General features: G+C 63.1%; 15 protein-coding genes and 1 tRNA gene. 9 read left to right on the forward strand and 7 right to left on the reverse strand.

All coding sequences use genetic code 11. The features are described from left to right. Positions 1 to 65: 65 nt before the first annotated feature. Positions 66 to 1,298 (reverse strand): branched-chain amino acid ABC transporter substrate-binding protein, encoded by a 1,233-nt coding sequence (locus tag OIN59_RS21675; protein ID WP_274113765.1) that lies wholly within the window; start codon positions 1,296 to 1,298, stop codon positions 66 to 68. 187 nt (positions 1,299 to 1,485) lie between these two features. Next, positions 1,486 to 3,129: a 3-(methylthio)propionyl-CoA ligase gene (locus OIN59_RS21680; protein ID WP_274113767.1), complete on the reverse strand. Its 1,644-nt coding sequence runs from the start codon at positions 3,127 to 3,129 to the stop codon at positions 1,486 to 1,488. 293 nt (positions 3,130 to 3,422) lie between these two features. On the opposite strand from OIN59_RS21680, the gene OIN59_RS21685 reads away from it, so the two are divergent. Continuing rightward, positions 3,423 to 4,109, forward strand: a complete 687-nt coding sequence (locus OIN59_RS21685) for a Crp/Fnr family transcriptional regulator (protein ID WP_274113769.1) — start codon at positions 3,423 to 3,425, stop codon at positions 4,107 to 4,109. Positions 4,110 to 4,155: 46 nt separating this feature from the next. On the opposite strand, the gene OIN59_RS21690 is transcribed toward OIN59_RS21685, so the two are convergent. After that, on the reverse strand, positions 4,156 to 5,880 hold the full coding sequence (locus tag OIN59_RS21690; RefSeq protein WP_407655130.1) for a carboxylesterase/lipase family protein: 1,725 nt from the start codon (positions 5,878 to 5,880) through the stop codon (positions 4,156 to 4,158). Positions 5,881 to 6,065: 185 nt separating this feature from the next. Between OIN59_RS21690 and OIN59_RS21695 the strand changes: the two genes are divergently transcribed. The 6 genes from OIN59_RS21695 (at position 6,066) to OIN59_RS21720 (ending at position 10,787) form a co-directional block, all read left to right on the forward strand. Then, positions 6,066 to 7,124, forward strand: a complete 1,059-nt coding sequence (locus OIN59_RS21695) for an AraC family transcriptional regulator (protein ID WP_274113771.1) — start codon at positions 6,066 to 6,068, stop codon at positions 7,122 to 7,124. A 78-nt stretch (positions 7,125 to 7,202) separates the two neighbouring features. Further along, positions 7,203 to 8,684, forward strand: coding sequence for a protein adenylyltransferase SelO (locus tag OIN59_RS21700; RefSeq protein ID WP_274113774.1), 1,482 nt, complete (start codon positions 7,203 to 7,205; stop codon positions 8,682 to 8,684). Beyond that, positions 8,681 to 9,094, forward strand: coding sequence for a peptide-methionine (R)-S-oxide reductase MsrB (msrB, locus tag OIN59_RS21705; RefSeq protein WP_274113776.1), 414 nt, complete (start codon positions 8,681 to 8,683; stop codon positions 9,092 to 9,094). The genes OIN59_RS21700 and msrB overlap by 4 nt, the downstream gene beginning before the upstream one ends. Before the next feature lie 24 nt (positions 9,095 to 9,118). Further along, a complete protein-coding gene (locus OIN59_RS21710) occupies positions 9,119 to 9,658 on the forward strand; it encodes a septation protein A (protein WP_056645317.1) in 540 nt (179 codons plus the stop codon). 15 nt (positions 9,659 to 9,673) lie between these two features. Continuing rightward, the gene (locus tag OIN59_RS21715) at positions 9,674 to 9,934 is read left to right on the forward strand and encodes a BolA family protein (protein ID WP_274113848.1); all 261 of its coding nucleotides are present in this window, start codon (positions 9,674 to 9,676) and stop codon (positions 9,932 to 9,934) included. A gap of 67 nt (positions 9,935 to 10,001) precedes the next feature. Next, on the forward strand, positions 10,002 to 10,787 hold the full coding sequence (locus OIN59_RS21720) for a peptidylprolyl isomerase (RefSeq protein WP_274113780.1): 786 nt from the start codon (positions 10,002 to 10,004) through the stop codon (positions 10,785 to 10,787). A 110-nt stretch (positions 10,788 to 10,897) separates the two neighbouring features. Here the strand turns inward: OIN59_RS21720 and OIN59_RS21725 are convergent, their stop codons facing one another. The 4 genes from OIN59_RS21725 to OIN59_RS21740 all read right to left on the reverse strand — a co-directional run bounded on the left by OIN59_RS21725 (position 10,898) and on the right by OIN59_RS21740 (position 13,894). After that, positions 10,898 to 11,713 carry a DUF1624 domain-containing protein gene (locus OIN59_RS21725; protein WP_274113781.1) on the reverse strand — a complete coding sequence of 272 codons (816 nt, stop codon included), beginning with the start codon at positions 11,711 to 11,713 and terminating at the stop codon, positions 10,898 to 10,900. A 191-nt stretch (positions 11,714 to 11,904) separates the two neighbouring features. Further along, a tRNA-Pro gene (locus OIN59_RS21730) sits at positions 11,905 to 11,981 on the reverse strand. A 190-nt stretch (positions 11,982 to 12,171) separates the two neighbouring features. Beyond that, entirely contained in the window at positions 12,172 to 12,420 is a 249-nt protein-coding gene (infA, locus tag OIN59_RS21735; protein ID WP_063460522.1) for a translation initiation factor IF-1, read from the reverse strand. A gap of 304 nt (positions 12,421 to 12,724) precedes the next feature. Continuing rightward, positions 12,725 to 13,894: an HPP family protein gene (locus OIN59_RS21740; protein ID WP_274113785.1), complete on the reverse strand. Its 1,170-nt coding sequence runs from the start codon at positions 13,892 to 13,894 to the stop codon at positions 12,725 to 12,727. A gap of 539 nt (positions 13,895 to 14,433) precedes the next feature. Between OIN59_RS21740 and OIN59_RS21745 the strand changes: the two genes are divergently transcribed. Further along, the gene (locus tag OIN59_RS21745; RefSeq protein ID WP_274113787.1) at positions 14,434 to 15,621 is read left to right on the forward strand and encodes an ABC transporter substrate-binding protein; all 1,188 of its coding nucleotides are present in this window, start codon (positions 14,434 to 14,436) and stop codon (positions 15,619 to 15,621) included. A gap of 213 nt (positions 15,622 to 15,834) precedes the next feature. Beyond that, positions 15,835 to 16,698 (forward strand): branched-chain amino acid ABC transporter permease, encoded by an 864-nt coding sequence (locus tag OIN59_RS21750; protein WP_274113789.1) that lies wholly within the window; start codon positions 15,835 to 15,837, stop codon positions 16,696 to 16,698. Positions 16,699 to 16,761: the final 63 nt, after the last annotated feature.

The raw sequence follows: 16,761 nt of genomic DNA on the forward strand, positions 1-16,761 counted from the left end.
GGCCCGAGTAGGTCGGGCCTCGAAGTTCTGGCGACCAAGAACGAGTTCTCTGCGCCAGCGCCGGATCAGGGGCGCTTCATCTGGCACGACGTGGGCGTGCTGGCCACATAGGGCTCGTAGTACTTCAGCGGCACAAAGGTGTAGCCGGTGTTCTCCGAGTCGATGGGGTTCTTGCCGCCCGCCTTTTCCCACTTGGAGATGAACAGGCCCTGCTGCAATTGGTGGTCGGTCTTGCGCATCTCGACTTCACCGTTGAAGCTCTTGAACTTCATGCCTTCAAGCGCTGCAGCCACCTTGACGGGATCGGTGGACTTAGCCTTCACGAAACCCTCGGACAGCATGGAGAAGGCGTGGTACACGGCGCCGGTGTACATGTCGTCGTTGAACTTCTTCTTGTAGTCCACCACGATCTTGTTGAGCTCGCCCGGCAGGTTCATGTGGGCGTAGGCCACCATGTACACGCGGCCTGCAGCAGCGGCGCCCATGGCGGTGGGGCTGCCGGTGACGGAGCCGTAGTAGGTGTAGAAGTTGACGTTGTTCAGGCCCGCGTCGTTGGCGGCCTTTATCAGCAGCGCCAGGTCAGAACCCCAGTTGCCGGTGATCACGCTGTCGGCACCCGACGCCTTGATCTTGGCGATGTAGGGCGAGAAGTCGCGCACCTGGGCCAGCGGGTGCAGGTCGTCGCCCACAAACTGCACGTCGGGGCGCTTGCGCTGCATCATCTCCTTGGCGAACTTGGAGACCTGGTGGCCGTGCGAGTAGTTCTGGTTGATCAGGTAGACCTTCTTGACCTCGGGCAGGTCCTTCATGTAGGTCGTCAGGGCTTCCATCTTCATGGAGGTATCGGCATCCAGACGGAAGTGCCAATAGCTGCACTTGCTGTTGGTGAGGTCTGGGTCTACGGCTGCATAGTTCAGGTACACAACTTCCTTGCCGGGATTGCGTGCGTTGTGCTTTTCGAGCGCATCCATGATGGCAAGCGCTGGACCCGAGCCGTTGCCCTGCACCACGTAGCGCGCACCCTGGTCCATGGCCGAACGCAGGGCACTGGTGGTTTCCTGGGGGCTGAGTTTGTTGTCGATGCCGATGATTTCAAATTTGACACCTGCAGAGTTCTTCTTGTTGAACTCTTCAGCGATGAACTGGAAGCTCTTGAGCTGGTTCGTTCCCACGGCTGCCATCAGGCCAGACAGGGGGTCGAGCCAGGCGATCTTCACTGTCTCGCCCTTTTGAGCGAAGGCCCCGCCAGCGCTTGCCAATATTACCGAGGCTGCTACAGCCTTAATAGCGAACTTCATGGTTTTGTCTCCTTGTAAATCGACACAACGCAGCGTACCGCGTTGCAACAAAGCGATGCTCAGGGATTGCCCCTACCAGCGTCGCACACGTGACTGGCGCAGCGCTCCCCCGAGCGCGCACCAGCCTGGGGCAGTGCAGAAAATGGCGCTCGCAAGCGATGCGCGCATGTGCATTGCCCCGCTCTGATCACAGGCTTGGAAGCTTGTAATCCTTGAGCTGCTCGCGCAGTTTGGTCTTGAGCATCTTGCCGGTGGCGCCCAGCGGAATGGCATCGACGAACACCACGTCATCCGGGATCTGCCACTTGGCCGTCTTGCCTTCGTAGAAGGCCAACAGCTCCTCGCGCGTCACCTCTGTCCCTGGCCGCTTGACCACAGCCACGATGGGGCGTTCGTCCCACTTGGGGTGCGGCATGCCCACACAGGCGGCCATGGCAATCGCGGGGTGGGACATCGCAATGTTCTCGATGTCGATGGAGCTGATCCACTCGCCACCGGACTTGATCACGTCCTTGCTGCGGTCCGTGATCTGCATGAAGCCGTCAGCATCGATCGTGGCCACGTCACCGGTGGGAAACCAGCCGCGCCCCTGTGTGTCGCGCACCAGCGGATCGCCGCCCTCGCCCTTAAAGTAGCTGCCCACGATCCATGGGCCCTTGACCAGCAGATCGCCATAGGTCTTGCCGTCCCAGGGCAGCTCGTTGCCGTCGCCACCCACGATTTTCATGTCCACGCCATAGATCGCGCGGCCTTGTTTTTGCAAGATCTTCATCTGCTCATCCTTGGACATGAGCAGGTGTTTGTTCTTCAAAGTGCACAGCGTGCCCAGCGGGCTCATCTCGGTCATGCCCCACGCGTGCAGCACCTCCACGCCGTAGTCTTCCTTGAACGCATGGATCATCGCGGGCGGGCAGGCCGAGCCGCCGATCACCGTGCGGCGCAGCGTGGAGAACTTGAGGCCCGCCGGCTTCATGTGGCCCAGCATCATCTGCCACACGGTGGGCACGCCCGCCGCATAGCTGACCTTCTCTGCTTCGATGAGTTCGTAGATCGACTTACCGTCCATCGCCGGGCCGGGGAACACCAGCTTGCAGCCTGTGAGCGCGGCCGAGTACGGAATGCCCCAAGCGTTGACGTGGAACATGGGCACCACGGGCAGCACCGAGTCGCGGGCCGAGAGGCACATCACATCGGGCAGCGCAGCGGCGTACGCATGCAGCGTGGTGGAGCGGTGGCTGTACAGCGCTGCCTTGGGGTTGCCCGTGGTGCCGCTGGTGTAGCACATGCTCGATGCGGAGTTCTCATCAAACTCAGGCCAGGCGTAGTCGGAAGACTGCGCACCAATCCAGGACTCGTAGCTGGTCAGGCCTGGGATGCCGGTGTCGGCTGGCAATTTGTCAGCATCGCACAGGGCCACCCATTTCTTGACGGTGGGGCACCTGGCATGCACCGCCTGCACCAGGGGCAGGAAGGTGGTGTCAAAACAAAGCACCTGGTCTTCTGCGTGGTTGATGATCCAGGCGATCTGGTCGGGGTGCAAGCGCGGGTTGACGGTGTGGAGCACGCGACCCGAGCCCGAGACGCCGAAATACATCTCCATGTGGCGGTAGCCATTCCAGGCCAGTGTGGCCACCCGGTCGCTGAACTGGAGCTTCAGTTCGTCGAGCGCATTGGCCAGGCGGCGGGCACGTGCGGCAAGGTCCCGGTACGTGTAGCGATGGATGTCACCCTCCACCCGCCGGGACACAATTTCGGCATCGCCGTGGTGGCGTTCGGCGAATTCGATCAGCGACGAAATCAGCAACGGTTGACTCTGCATCAAGCCCAGCATGAATACTCCTTGGATGTTGTAGTGAATGAAATGGTCATCGTAGCGCGCGTACTGGCTTCGGGGTGTCACTCGCGTCGTGCTTCCGCATGCCACGCCACTGCGGTGAACCTATGCAAGCCGCGCCACCGCACTGGCTGCGCCTCGACGGCAGCATGGCCGTACAGCCTGCCAACCCCGATAGCAGCAGCGGAGTGTGCGCCCGACTGGCATGGCTGCCAACACTTGTCGTCCCACTGACAAAGGGCAAGGGAATACCCTGAACCACCAGCACCGCTGCAGCGACAATCAGGTCCATGCTCAGCGCCGCTCCCTCTGCCCAGCGATTCATTGCCGCCCAGCCTTGGTTCGCAGGCCTGCCCGCCACCATGCAGGAGCGGCTGCGCGAAGAGGTGTTTGTCGAGCAGGCGGACAAGGGTGCAGTGATGATGCCCGCTGGCAGCGCCGTGCAGGGCTGGCATGCCGTGCTGTCGGGCCTGGTGATGCTGCAAAGCCCTGCCAGCAAGGGCCGGTCGTCCGCCTTCATCGGCGTGCCTGACGGCGAATGGTTTGGCGAGGGCTCGGCCATGAAGCCGGAGCCCCGCCGGTACCACGTGGTGGCGCTGCGCCCCACCACCCTGCTGTGCCTGCCCCTGCCGCTGTTTGCCACGCTGCGCGAAACCAGCCTGGCGTTCAACCAGTTTTTGGTGCTGCATCTGAACATGCGGCTGGGCCAGGCCATGACCATCATCGAAGCCGGGCGCACCCAGTCCACTGAGCACCGCGTGGCGCTGTACCTCAGCCGCCTGTTCTGGCGCAGCACCCGGCGGCTCAACCTCACGCAGGAAGAGCTGGGCCAGCTGGTGGGCCTGTCGCGGCAGACCGTGAACAAGGTGCTGCGCTCGCTGGAAGGCATGGGCATCGTGTCGCTGGACTTCGGGCGCGTGGCCATCGTGGACGACGAAGCGCTGAACGCGTACCTCGCCGCCACGGCGGCGCACTGACCGCCCGCACTCAGCCAAGACCCACGCAGCACAAGCAGCCAGGGCCTCATTGAACGCTCAGCCGCGCCGCCTTCTGGTCCGCGTCAAAGATGATCTTGCGGGGCCATGGCTGCCAGGTCTGACCCAACGTGGCGTTGTTGGGATCGCCGGTGTGCACAAAGGCGCGCAGGCTGTCCATCATGGCCCGCGACAGCGCCAGGCGCCCCGGCTGGTTGGCCATGCTGTTGGTCGCCTTGGCAAACACCGAGGGGCCGAAGTTGCCGAACACAAACGGCAGGTCAAACGCGTGGGCCGCACCATACACATCGTTCCAGGGCACAGGCTGCTGGGCCCAGTTGAACTGGTAGTTCCACACGTTGCTCTGCTGGCTGCGCAGGGCGTTCAGCAAGTTGTCGCGGCTGGCGCCAATGAACACATTGCCCAGCAGCTGGGTGCGTGCGTTGTAGCCGGTGCTGGGGGCTGTCACGGGCAGGTAGGACGCATCCAGGATGTCCGCAACGGTGAGCGTGGGAGGCGCGTTGGGGTCAAAGCGCTGCATCATCGCAAAGCGATCGGCATCGTTGATCTTCATGCCTGGCTTGCCGCCGAGCAGCACGAGGAAGGGTGCAAACAGCTTGCCCTCCTCGGCCGTGTAGCCGGACAGGACCGGCACCTTCTGATAACGCCCTGCCGCAATCTCCGTGATCGGATCGGACGGAACCACCACCCCATCCGGGATCGGGCCGGAGCCAGTCAGCCCCTTCGCCAGCACCGTCTGCAAAATCACCCGAGCATCCTTGCCGCGCAAATAGCCCGCCACCTGCGCCGGAGTCCAGCCTGCCACCAGGGTCTGCGCCTCAGGCAACGCAGGTGCCAGGCCGTCGGCCACGGCCAGGTGCGCCAGCAGTTGGCTGGCCTGTGTGGCGTAGCGGGCGGCTGGGTTGAGTGTGGGAATGGAGCCGGCAGGCAGATTGGATGCCAGGGAGATTCCGCCACTGATTGGCACCAATTTGTGGAACAGCCCGCTGGCCTGTGGCGCCGTCAGCAGCGCCAATGCATTGATGGCTCCAGCCGACTGCCCCATCAACGTGACGTTGCCCGCATTGCCGCCAAAACGGGTGATGTTGCCCTGGACGAACCGTAGTGCCTGCACGATGTCCAGCAACGCATAGTTGCCGGTGTAGGCGCTGCCGGCACTACCGCCACTGTTGCCCGCGTGCAGGGCGGGCAGCTGCAAATAGCCCAGCACGTCCAGCCGGTAGTTGGCCGTGACCACGATGGCGTTGGCCGACTTGGCCAGCGCCGCACCGTCGTACACCGGGTCGGCGGTGTAGCCCGAGATGGCACTGCCACCGTGGATGAAGACCAGCACCGGAAGGTTGTCCTGCTGGGAGGCCGGGCGCCAAATGTTGAGGGTCAGGCAGTCTTCGCTGCCCAGCGGCGTGTTGAGCGTCTGGCCGATGGTGTCGTCAAAGCGGTTGTTGGCACCCGGGCCGTAAATGCGGCCCATCTGCAGGCAGGCACTGCCAAACTGGGTGGCGTTGCGTTCGCCCGTCCAGACGGCGGGCTCTGCAGGCGGCTGCCAGCGCAGGGCGCCTACCGGGGGTTGGGCATAGGGCACACCCTTCCAGGCGTAGGTACCACTGGTGGCACTGTCGTCCGTGCCACGCACCGTGCCGTAACGGGTTTCACGCAACTCGGGCGGCGTGCCGCCAGAGCCGCCACACGCCGTGGTCATCACGGCAGCAAGCCACGCCGCGCTCCAGCGCAGGCATTTTGCAAAATGGGCCATGTTGTTTGTCTCCTTCGGGGTTTTCAGGAATGGGTCGTGCCGCCGGAACGCATCACACTCGCGCCTGGGCCCAACCTCGGCGCCGATTGTGGGAACGCCTGGCCCACAGCCCACTATCGCAACCACACCAAAACAGTGACTTCAGAACACCACCTGCGCGTTAACCCTGAGACGGGGGCTTGCCCATGAACCCGCTGCCGCAGCGCACCAGCTCGGCCGCCTGGGTGCGCGGCATTGCAGAACTGTTTGCGTCCGAAGGACTGCCGGTGCAGGCGCTGTGCACGCAGGCCGATATCGACTTGGGCAGCCTGCAGCACCCCCACACCCGCGTGGACGTGGATCGGGTCAGCCGTTTGTGGGAGGCAGCAGCGCGGCACCATGACCGGCCAGGGCTGGGCCTGGACCGCCAACTCGCCGCGCGCTACGGCAAACTGGACCTGGTGGGACACGCGCTGGCCTCGGGGCCCAACCTGCTCGAAGGCTTCAAGCACCTGGACCGGCACATGGCGCTGATCTCGGACGCCACCACGTTTTCGATGGAGCGTGACCCGCGTGGGTACTGGATGGTGCTCAACCACATTGGCGCGTCACGCCCCATTCCGCGGCAGCGGGTGGAGTTTGCGGTGCTGACTCTGCTGACGCTGTGCGACTGGCTCACACGGCGCGACCTCACGCCCTTGGCCGTTGAGCTGATCACCCCAGCGCCGACCGACGACGCGCGGCACCGCACTGCGTTTGGTGTGCTGCCCCGCTTTGGCCAGCCCATCAACCGTTTCCTGATGGCCGAAGCCGACCTGCTGCAGCCCATTCCTACCCACAACCCCGGCCTATGGGCGCTGCACGAACAACTGGTGGAAGCCGAGTTGGGGCAGCTGGGCCAGTCACTGGTCAGCGCCAAGGTGCGCACCGAGATATCGCGCATGCTGCACCTCGGTGAACCCCGCCGCGAGGATGTGGCCGCGCGCCTGCACCTCACCGATCGCACTTTGCAGCGCCGGCTGCAGGCCGAGTCGGTGAGTTTTCAGCAACTGCTGGACGACACCCGCAGCGAGCTGGCCCGCCAATACCTGGCCGACCCGCGCCGCAGCCTGGCCGAGGTGGCCGACCAGCTGGGGTTTAGCGACCAGAGCAACCTGTTTCGGGCCTGCAAGCGCTGGTTTGGCATGCCACCGGGCCAGTACCGCCAGCAACTGCTGCAGCCAGCGGCAGGCCTGGCTGCACAGGGAGCCATGGCGTCGTTGTAGCAGCCAGGGTGCTGCCCCCGGCGCCCGACCATGGCCCTGTGGGCGCCGGGGCATCCCGCCTGCGAGACAATCGGGCCCATGACCCTGACTGCCGACAGCGACACCCGCACTGACCTCGGCCTGGCCTGGAACCACCGCTTTGCCGCGCTGGGCCCCGACTTTTTCACCGAACTGCGCCTTACTCCCCTGGCCACACCCCACTGGGTGGGCACCAGCCCGGCTGTGGCGCAACTGCTGGGCCTGGATGAAGCCCACCTGCGCAGCGACGAGGCCCTGCAGGCCTTCACCGGCAACCGCCTGCTGGCAGGCTCTCGCCCCCTGGCCAGCGTGTACAGCGGGCACCAGTTTGGCGTCTGGGCGGGCCAGCTGGGCGATGGCCGCGCCATCCTGCTCGGCGAGACAGCCACAGGGTGGGAGGTCCAGCTCAAGGGCGCGGGCCGCACGCCCTACTCACGCATGGGCGACGGCCGCGCGGTACTGCGCTCCAGCATCCGCGAGTTTTTGTGCAGCGAAGCCATGCATGGCCTGGGCGTGCCAACATCGCGCGCCCTGTGCATCACGGGCTCACCAGCCTCCGTGCGGCGCGAAGAGATCGAGACCGCCGCCGTAGTCACCCGCGCGGCACCCAGCTTTGTGCGTTTTGGCCACTTTGAGCACTTTGCAGCCAACGGCCAAGAGGCCGCGCTGCAAACGCTGGCCGACTACACCATCGACCGCTACTACCCCGAATGCCGCGACAGCACCGGCCTGGCGGGCAACCCCTACGCAGCCCTGCTGCAGGCCGTTAGCGAGCGCACTGCCCGTCTCATGGCGCAATGGCAGGCCGTGGGGTTTTGCCATGGCGTGATGAACACGGACAACATGAGCATCCTGGGCCTGACCATTGACTACGGGCCCTTCCAGTTCCTCGACGCGTTTGTGCCCGGCCATGTGGGCAACCACAGCGACTCCCAAGGCCGCTACGCCTACAACCGCCAGCCCAATGTGGCGTACTGGAACCTGTTTTGCCTGGCGCAGGCGCTGCTGCCCCTGATCGGCGACCAGGAGCTGGCCAAGCAGGCGCTGGAGTCTTACAAAACCGTGTTCCCCGATGCCTTCATGGCCCGCATGCGCGCCAAGCTGGGGCTGCTGGAAGCAAGCGACGGCGATGGCGCACTCATCGACGGCATCTTGCTGCTGCTGGCCCAGAACGGGGTGGACTACTCCATTTTCTGGCGGCGCCTGTCGCATGCCGTCGGTGCAGGCGACTGGGAGCCCGTGCGCGACCTGTTTGCCGACCGCGCTGGCTTTGACCAGTGGTTGCTATCATATTCAGAGCATTTCAGGCATATGAATCGGGCGCATCAGGTCGATTTGATGCTCAAAACCAATCCCAAGTTCGTGCTGCGCAACCACCTGGGCGAACAGGCGATCCGTGCTGCGAAACTTGGCGACTTCGGTGAACTCCAAACCCTGCAGCGGCTGCTGGAGCGCCCGTTTGACGAGCACCCGGGGCATGACGCCTACGCCGCCTTCCCGCCCGACTGGGCGTCTTCCATCGAGATCAGCTGTTCATCATGACCCATCCCATCCAGAAGACTGACGCCGAATGGCAAGCCGTGCTGCGTGAGAAAGGCGCCGAACCTGTGGCCTTCCAGGTCACGCGCCACGCGGCCACCGAGCGCCCTTTCACCGGCAAATACGAGGCCCATTGGGCCGACGGCAGCTACCACTGCATCTGCTGCGGCGCCAAACTGTTCGACTCGGCCACCAAATTCGATGCGGGCTGCGGCTGGCCCAGCTTCTCCGAAGCCATCCCAGGCACCATCACCGAAATTGTGGACCGCAGCCACGGCATGGTCCGCACCGAAACGGTGTGTGCACAATGCGGGGCGCACCTGGGCCACGTGTTTGAAGACGGCCCAGCACCCACCGGGCTGCGGTATTGCATGAACTCGGCATCGCTGGACTTTGAGTCAGGCGACCGCTAAAGCCTCGGATTCTTTGCTGACCCCATGAAAATTCTGATCGATTTCTTTCCCATTCTGCTGTTCTTCGGGGCCTACAAGTTCTACGGCATCTATGTGGGCACTGCGGTGCTCATGGCGGCCACTGCCTTGCAGATGGCCATCATCTACGCCATCGACCGGCGCCTGCAGACCATGCACAAGGTCACGCTGGTGCTGATCCTTCTGTTTGGCACCCTCACGCTGGTGCTGCAGGACGACCGCTTCATCAAGTGGAAACCCACCGTGCTGTACGGAGCGATGTCCATCGCCCTGGCAGTGGCACTGTGGGCGCTCAAGAAGAACTTCCTCAAGATGCTGCTGGGCAGCCAGCTGGATCTGCCCGACACCGTATGGCAGCGGCTGAACGTGGCCTGGATCATCTACTGCGCCTTCATGTCAGCCATCAACGCCTACGTGGTGATGAACTTCAGCACCGAGGCCTGGGTGGACTTCAAGCTCTGGGGCTATGCGTTTCCGCTGGTCTTCCTGGTGGCCCAGGGCATCTACATTGCGCCCCACCTCAAGGGCGACGAGCCCACCACCTGAACGAGCGTGAAACCCATGACCAGCCTCGCAGATCAGATGCACCAGACACTGGCCGACCGTCTCACCCCCAGCCACCTGGAGGTGCTGGACGAAAGCGCCGCCCACGCAGGCCATGCCGGTGCCAACGGCACGGGATTCGGCACCCATTTTCGGGTGCGAATTTCGTCACCTTTCTTTACAGGACGCTCCCGCGTGGCCCAACACCGCCTTGTGTATGATGCGCTGCAAGAATTTATTGACCAAGGCGTTCACGCCCTCGCCATTGAAGTTCTCTGAGCCGGCCCCAAGTCAACAGCTGCCGGATTTCAGCTGGCAAACAACCCCTCATTTTTTTGGATTCCGCATGAAGAAACAGCTCCTGTCCGGCCTCGTCGCCGCTGCCGTGCTGGGCACGTTGGCCCTGCCCGTTTCCGCCCAGAATGTCGCCATCGTGAACGGCAAGGCGGTTCCCAAGGAGCGAGTCGAAGCGCTTAAGCAGCAGGTCGAACGCTCGGGCCGCCCAGTGACGCCCGACATCGAAGGCCAGATCAAGGAAGAAGTCATCGCCCGTGAAATCTTCATGCAGGAAGCCCAAAAGCGCGGTCTGGAAACCTCGGCCGACTACAAGGCCCAACTGGACCTGGCCCGCCAGGCCATCCTGATCCGCGAACTGTTCGCCGACTTCCAGAAGACCAACCCTGTGACGGACGCTGAAGTCCAGGCCGAATACGACAAGTTCGTGGCAGCCAACAGCGGCAAGGAATACAAGGCCCGCCACATCCTGGTGGAAAAGGAAGCCGACGCCAAGGCCATCATCGCTTCCATCAAAAAGGGTGCCAAGTTTGAAGACATCGCCAAGAAGCAGTCGAAGGACTCAGGCTCCGGCGCCAAGGGCGGCGACCTCGACTGGGCCAACCCATCGAGCTACGTGAGCGAGTTCACCGAAGCGCTGGTCAAGCTCGAAAAAGGCAAGATGACCGAAACGCCCGTGAAGAGCCAGTTTGGCTGGCACATCATCCGCCTGGATGACGTGCGCCAGGCAGAGCTGCCCAAGCTCGAAGAGGTCAAGCCTCAAGTGGCGCAGCAACTGCAACAGCAAAAGCTGGCCAAGTTCCAGGAAGACCTGCGCGCCAAGGCCAAGGTGGAATAAGTCAACCGGCCCCCTGCCGATCTAGCGATCTAGCAACAAAAAAACGCGACTTCGGTCGCGTTTTTTTATGGGCGCAACACCATGCGTCTTGCAGCTCCGCAGGTTGAAGCTCAGGCCCGCCCCATCACCCACACCAGGGCCGTCAGCAGTCCGATCATCACCGGCTGGTGGACCATGTAATAGCTCAGGCTCCACCGACCCAACGTCGCCAGAGGCCTCAGCACGCCGGGCAATCGCCATTGCAGCCAGCCCGTGCGCGCGCGCATGGCCCATTGACCAGCGGCGAGCCCCCACCAGAGCACGCCCAACCATGGCAGCACCGGCACATAGTCTTCTGTGAAAGGTTTGCGGGACACCAGCCCCAGCCAATTCAAGGCTCGCCCGTTGAACCAGGGCGCAACATCGGGCCATACCCCCGTCAAAAGCTGCTGCGCGACCCACGGCAAGGCCACAGCCAGCAGTCCGGCGAGCCACAGCCAGCGCCCCCAGCCCGCCGTGCAGCGCGCTATGAGCAACATCACCGCCATGCCATGCAGCACGCCAAAATAGATGAAGCTGGCCGGGAACATCACGAACGACCCCGCAGACACCAGCAGCGCACAAACCGCAATCTGACCCCAGCGTCGCCCAAATCTGGCCCAGCCCTGCCCCTGGTGCAGCGCGATGGCCTGGCCCAACCCCGCGCAGAACAGGAACAGGCTCACGATCAGCGTGCGCTGCGTGGTCCAGAACGGATCCACACGAAAGTTCTGCGGCCACAGGCCAAAGTGGCTCAGATCAAAACAAAAGTGGAACACAGTCATCCACACCATGGCCAGCCCGCGCAGGGCATCAACCGCGTCGTAACGCTGCACTGCAGGCGATTCAGGCGCTTGGGGACGTGATGACAGTGCAGCAGTGGCGACAGAAGGCACGGAGAAGGTCATGGAGATACCAGCAAGCACCGTGCGCGCACACGGCAGGATCGGTACGGATGGGGGCCCATCGGCGATAGGCGCAATGGTACGTAGATTCGGCGAGCCTGCTGGGACTGATGAACCGGTTGCCCCGGCACCGAACGGTGGCAGGCGGGCAAGAAAAAAGGCCTTGCAGCATTTGCTGCAAGGCCTTCAAACATTGGTCGGAGCGGCGGGATTCGAACTCGCGACCCTCTGCTCCCAAAGCAGATGCGCTACCAGGCTGCGCTACGCTCCGACAGCTCGTATTCTAACCCGCCAATTCCCCTGTTTTTGGCTCACCGCCTGCTTTTTTTACTTTTTTTAGAAAGTGGCAGGGCGAGGAGATCGCGGAATGGGACAACAGTGCGTGAACACACCGTGGCAAGAGACGAACCCGAAAAACTATAAACCCGCCCTCGGCCTGCCATGGACCGAGAGCAGCAGGATCAGCGGCTGGAAGGGCCAGGGCCGCGACCGGCGAGGTGACGGAAAGTGATGCGGCCCTTGGTCAGGTCATAGGGCGACATCTCGAGCGACACCTTGTCACCCGCCAGGATGCGGATGTGGTGCTTGCGCATCTTGCCGCCGGTGTAGGCGATCAGTTGGTGACCGTTGTCCAGCGTGACGCGAAAGCGCGAGTCCGGCAAGACTTCCGTGACGGAGCCCTGCATTTCAATGAGTTCTTCTTTGGCCATGTGTTTCTCTATCTCTTCAAAGCAAATGTTCTGTGGTCGGCGCCTGAGCGGTTTTTTGCATTCACCACGGCAACTGCAACGTTGTCGAAACTCGACACACGGTGCATGGCGGGCGGTGGGAGTCGCTGCACCCTGGGCGCAGATCAGGCAGAGGGCCGGGGAGACGGTTTCAATGAACAGGCGTCAGCGCTGTGCAAAGCCTGTCAATTGTACCGCGACAAGCTATGTTTTGCCTATGAGACGCCCGGTGCACCCTGTGGCGCAGGAGCAGCGTCTCTACTTGAGACCTCGGACACGCCGGTTTTTATCGGCCTTGTACCGCAGAGGCCAGGGTACGCACCAGATCGGTCTGGGTGATGATGCCGACCAAGTGATCCACGTCATCCACGATAGGAATGTGATGGTGCCCGCCCTGCGAAAAGAGCGGCACCAGATCCATCGCATGCTGCACCGAGCGCGCCACCTGAACGGGGTGGGACATGATCTCGCCCACTGCCTGGGGTTGCCCGCCACGCCCCATGACCAGCGTGCGCAACCGCTGCCCCAGCCCCTCATGGGTGTCCAGGTTGGCCAACCGCATGAAGTCGGCCACTGTCACGATCCCGATGACCTGGCGCTGGACATCCACCACCGGCAGCGCCTTGATTTGCTGCAACCGCATCAACGCCCAAGCCTCCTTGAGCGACACTCCCACCTCCACAGCGTAGGGGGGACTCGACATGATGTCCGCACACCGCAACTCGCCCAGAGTCCGCTGGAATGCCGCACGGCCCGCCAGGTGCAATAGCCCTTCCAGATCCGCCCGGCTCACGTCGAGCACCTGGTTGTAGTGGGCCAGTGCGGCATCCACGTCCGACGCGGTGAAAGCGCCCTGGCTTGCCGCCTCCCGCGCCGCAACGCGCTGAGGATGTGGGTAGCGGCGCCCCGTCAGACCGTTGTAGACCACTGCGGCGACTAGCAGTAGCACCACGTTGAACAGCACCGGGAATGCCGCGAGGTGCCACCCATCGCCCGAGGTCAACACCACGTACAACGCCATGGCCCCACCGGGAGGATGCAGACAACGCAGCGGCACCATGAGCGCGATGGCCAGCCCCACAGCCACCGCCCCCGCCAGGGCCTTGTCCGAAATCAACGCAGAACAGACCGCCCCCACCAGCGCCGACAAGGTGCTGCCACCCAAAACGGGCCAGGGCTGGGCCAGCGGGCTGGAGGGCATGCCAAACACCAGCACAGCACTGGCCCCCAACGACGCCACCATCCACGGGCCAGTACCAGTGCCCTGTGCCCACCAGCGGCTAAGCCATGCCGTGAGCAGCACACCAACCACCGCCCCCACCACAAAGCGCAGGCGCTCTCGGCCATCGATGCCCAGCGGGGCGGGCCAGAAATGCCGCAGCCACTCGGCCAGGCGCACAGCCAATGGCTGGCGGGACGGTGTCGAAGGGGAAAAGTCGGAAGGAGAAGAAGACATACAGAACAAAAGCGCGATGCGGCCGCAAACGACACCAGAAAGGGCTGACGGCAACGATGCGGACCGCCATACAACGCCCAAGGCAAAAGGCCTGCTGGACCGCCTTTGCAATGAGCGACTGATTGGATGATCTTGCGCCATTGTGCAGGCACCGCCATGGTGCAGGAGCACGGAAGGCCATCGACACCATCGAGCACATCCGAGTCTGGTCGGGACTGGCGAAGCGACTCGCTTCTGGAAACTACCTAGAGCTCAAGCCCGAATCGGCACCTCCAACCCGAAAACACGCTCTATACTGCACAAAAATTGCAAACATGCATTTTAATTCATGCGTCAATTTCTCCCTCCAGTATCAGCCGCCATGGCACCTTATTGTTATGCCACAGCAGGTAGGCCGGATGTCAACGGCATAGCCCCCATGGTCGCAGTGGTCCGCGCTCTCAGCCCCAATCCCACCGCCGGTACGGGTAACCCATAGGTATTCACCACCGAACGCTTGCAGTAAATTACTTTAAGCCTAAACAAAGGAGACAACCCCCATGACCACTCGCCGCCTCGTCATCAGCCGCAGTGCAGCCCTCGTTGGCGCCGCATCCACGGGGCTGCTGCTGCCCTCCATCGTGCGCGCTCAAAGCGGCAAGGTGCGGGTGGGTTTCATGCTGCCCTACACCGGCACCTTCGCCCAGCTGGGCGTTGCCATCGAGAACGGTGTACGACTGGCCATTGACCAGCAGGGCGGCAAACTCGGCGGCCGCGAGATCGAGTGGTTCAAGGTGGACGATGAGTCCGAGCCCAGCAAGGGCGTCGAAAACGCCAGCAAATTGGTACAACGCGACAAGGTGGATGTACTGATCGGCACCGTGCACTCGGGCGTGCAGATGGGCATTCAGAAAGTGGCGCGCGACACCGGCGTGCTCAACCTCATCCCCAACGCGGGCGTGCATGCTGCCACCCGCGCGCTGTGCGCCCCGAACGTGTTCCGCACCTCCTTCAGCAACTCCCAACCCACCCTCGCCTTGGGCAAGGCCATGGTCGAGAAGGGCCACAAAAAGGCGGTCTGGATCACCTGGAAGTACGCCGCTGGTGATGAGGCATTTGAAGGTTTCAAGGACAGCTACACCAAGGCGGGTGGCACCATCATCAAAGAGCTGGGCCTTCCCTTCCCCAACGTCGAATTCCAGGCGCTGCTGACCGAGATTGCCGCGCTCAAGCCCGATGCCGTAGCGTGCTTCTTTGCTGGTGGTGGCGCGGCCAAGTTCATCAAGGATTACGCAGCCGCCGGTCTCAAGGACAAGATTCCGCTGTATGGCTCGGGCTTCCTGACCGAAGGCGTGCTCGACGCCGCGGGCCCTGCCGCCGACGGCATCATCACCACCATGCACTACAGCGACTCGCTGGACACGCCGCGCAACAAGCAATTCCGCCTGGAGTACGCCAAGGCCTTCCGCAGCCAGCCCGACGTGTATGCGGTGCAAGGCTACGACACCGGCCTGCTGCTGGTGCAAGGGGCCAATGCCGTCAAGGGAGATCTGTCTGCCAAGACTGCCGTCATCAAGGCCATGGAAAGCGCCACCATCGACAGCCCGCGTGGCAAGTGGACGATGAGCAAGGCCCACAACCCTGTTCAAGACATCTATCTGCGCCGGGTTGAGAACAAGGAAAACAAGGTGATCGGGGTCGCGGCCAAGGCGCTGGCCGACAGCGGCGCGGGTTGCAGGATGGGATAACACCCCCCTGAGGCGCTGCGCGCCTTCCCCCCGCTCTCGCAGCGCTGCGCGCAGCGGGCAGGGGGACGCAGCCCTCGCTGCGGGGCGGCCCTTGCTCGGCTGCCCTCAATGGGGCCGCGCCAGTTACCAGCTCCACGGGTACATCCCCCGCACAATGCCCCTTTCACCAGTGGCTACCAGCCATATCGGCAGGCCGCCAACATCACCACATTCATGGACTTCGCCACCTTCTTGATCCAGCTGCTCAACAGCGTGCAGTACGGCCTGCTGCTGTTCATGCTGGCGGCCGGGCTCACGCTGATCTTCGGGATCATGGGCGTGGTGAACCTGGCGCACGGCAGCTTCTACATGCTGGGGGCCTATCTGGGCTATTCGCTGTCGGGCCACTTTGGCAGCCTGACGCTGGCCATCCTGGGTGGCGCCGCGCTGGCCGTGATGTTTGGCCTGGCGCTGGAATGGCTGCTGTTTCGCCACTTCTACCACCGTGACCACCTGGACCAGGTGCTGCTGACCTTTGGCCTCATCTACATCTTTGAAGAACTGCGCTCTATCCTGTGGGGCGACGATGTGCACGGCGTGCCCATCCCCAAGATGCTGGACTGGTCGATTCCGCTGACCGACACCCTCTCCTACCCGGTCTATCGACTGTTCATGTCAGCCGTGTGCATCGCACTGGCCGTGGCCCTGTACCTGCTGATCTCCAAAACCCGTCTGGGCATGAAGATCCGCGCGGGGGCCTTCAACCGCGACATGGCCGAGTCGCTGGGCGTGAACATCAAGCTCATCCATGCCATCGTCTTCGCCTTGGGCGTGGGTCTGGCAGCCGTCGCTGGAATGGTGGCTGCGCCCGTGTCCAGCGTGTATCCCAACATGGGTTCGTCGGTGCTCATCATGTGTTTTGTGGTGGTGGTGATTGGCGGCATCGGCTCGGTGCGCGGCGCACTCATTGCGGCGCTGCTGGTGGGCCTTGTCGATACGTTTGGCAAGGTGCTGCTGCCTCAAGTGGCGGGCATGCTGGTCTATATGCTGATGGCGGCCGTGCTGCTGTGGAAACCCGAAGGCCTCTTTAAGCAATGACAATGCCCCCCAAGCTCATCACTTCGTGTATTTCGCTGCCCCCCAAGGGGGCCTTCGCCGCCT

The sequence above is a fragment of the Acidovorax benzenivorans genome (genome assembly GCF_028680575.1).
In the GTDB taxonomy this organism is placed as follows: Bacteria; Pseudomonadota; Gammaproteobacteria; order Burkholderiales; family Burkholderiaceae_C; genus Acidovorax; species Acidovorax benzenivorans.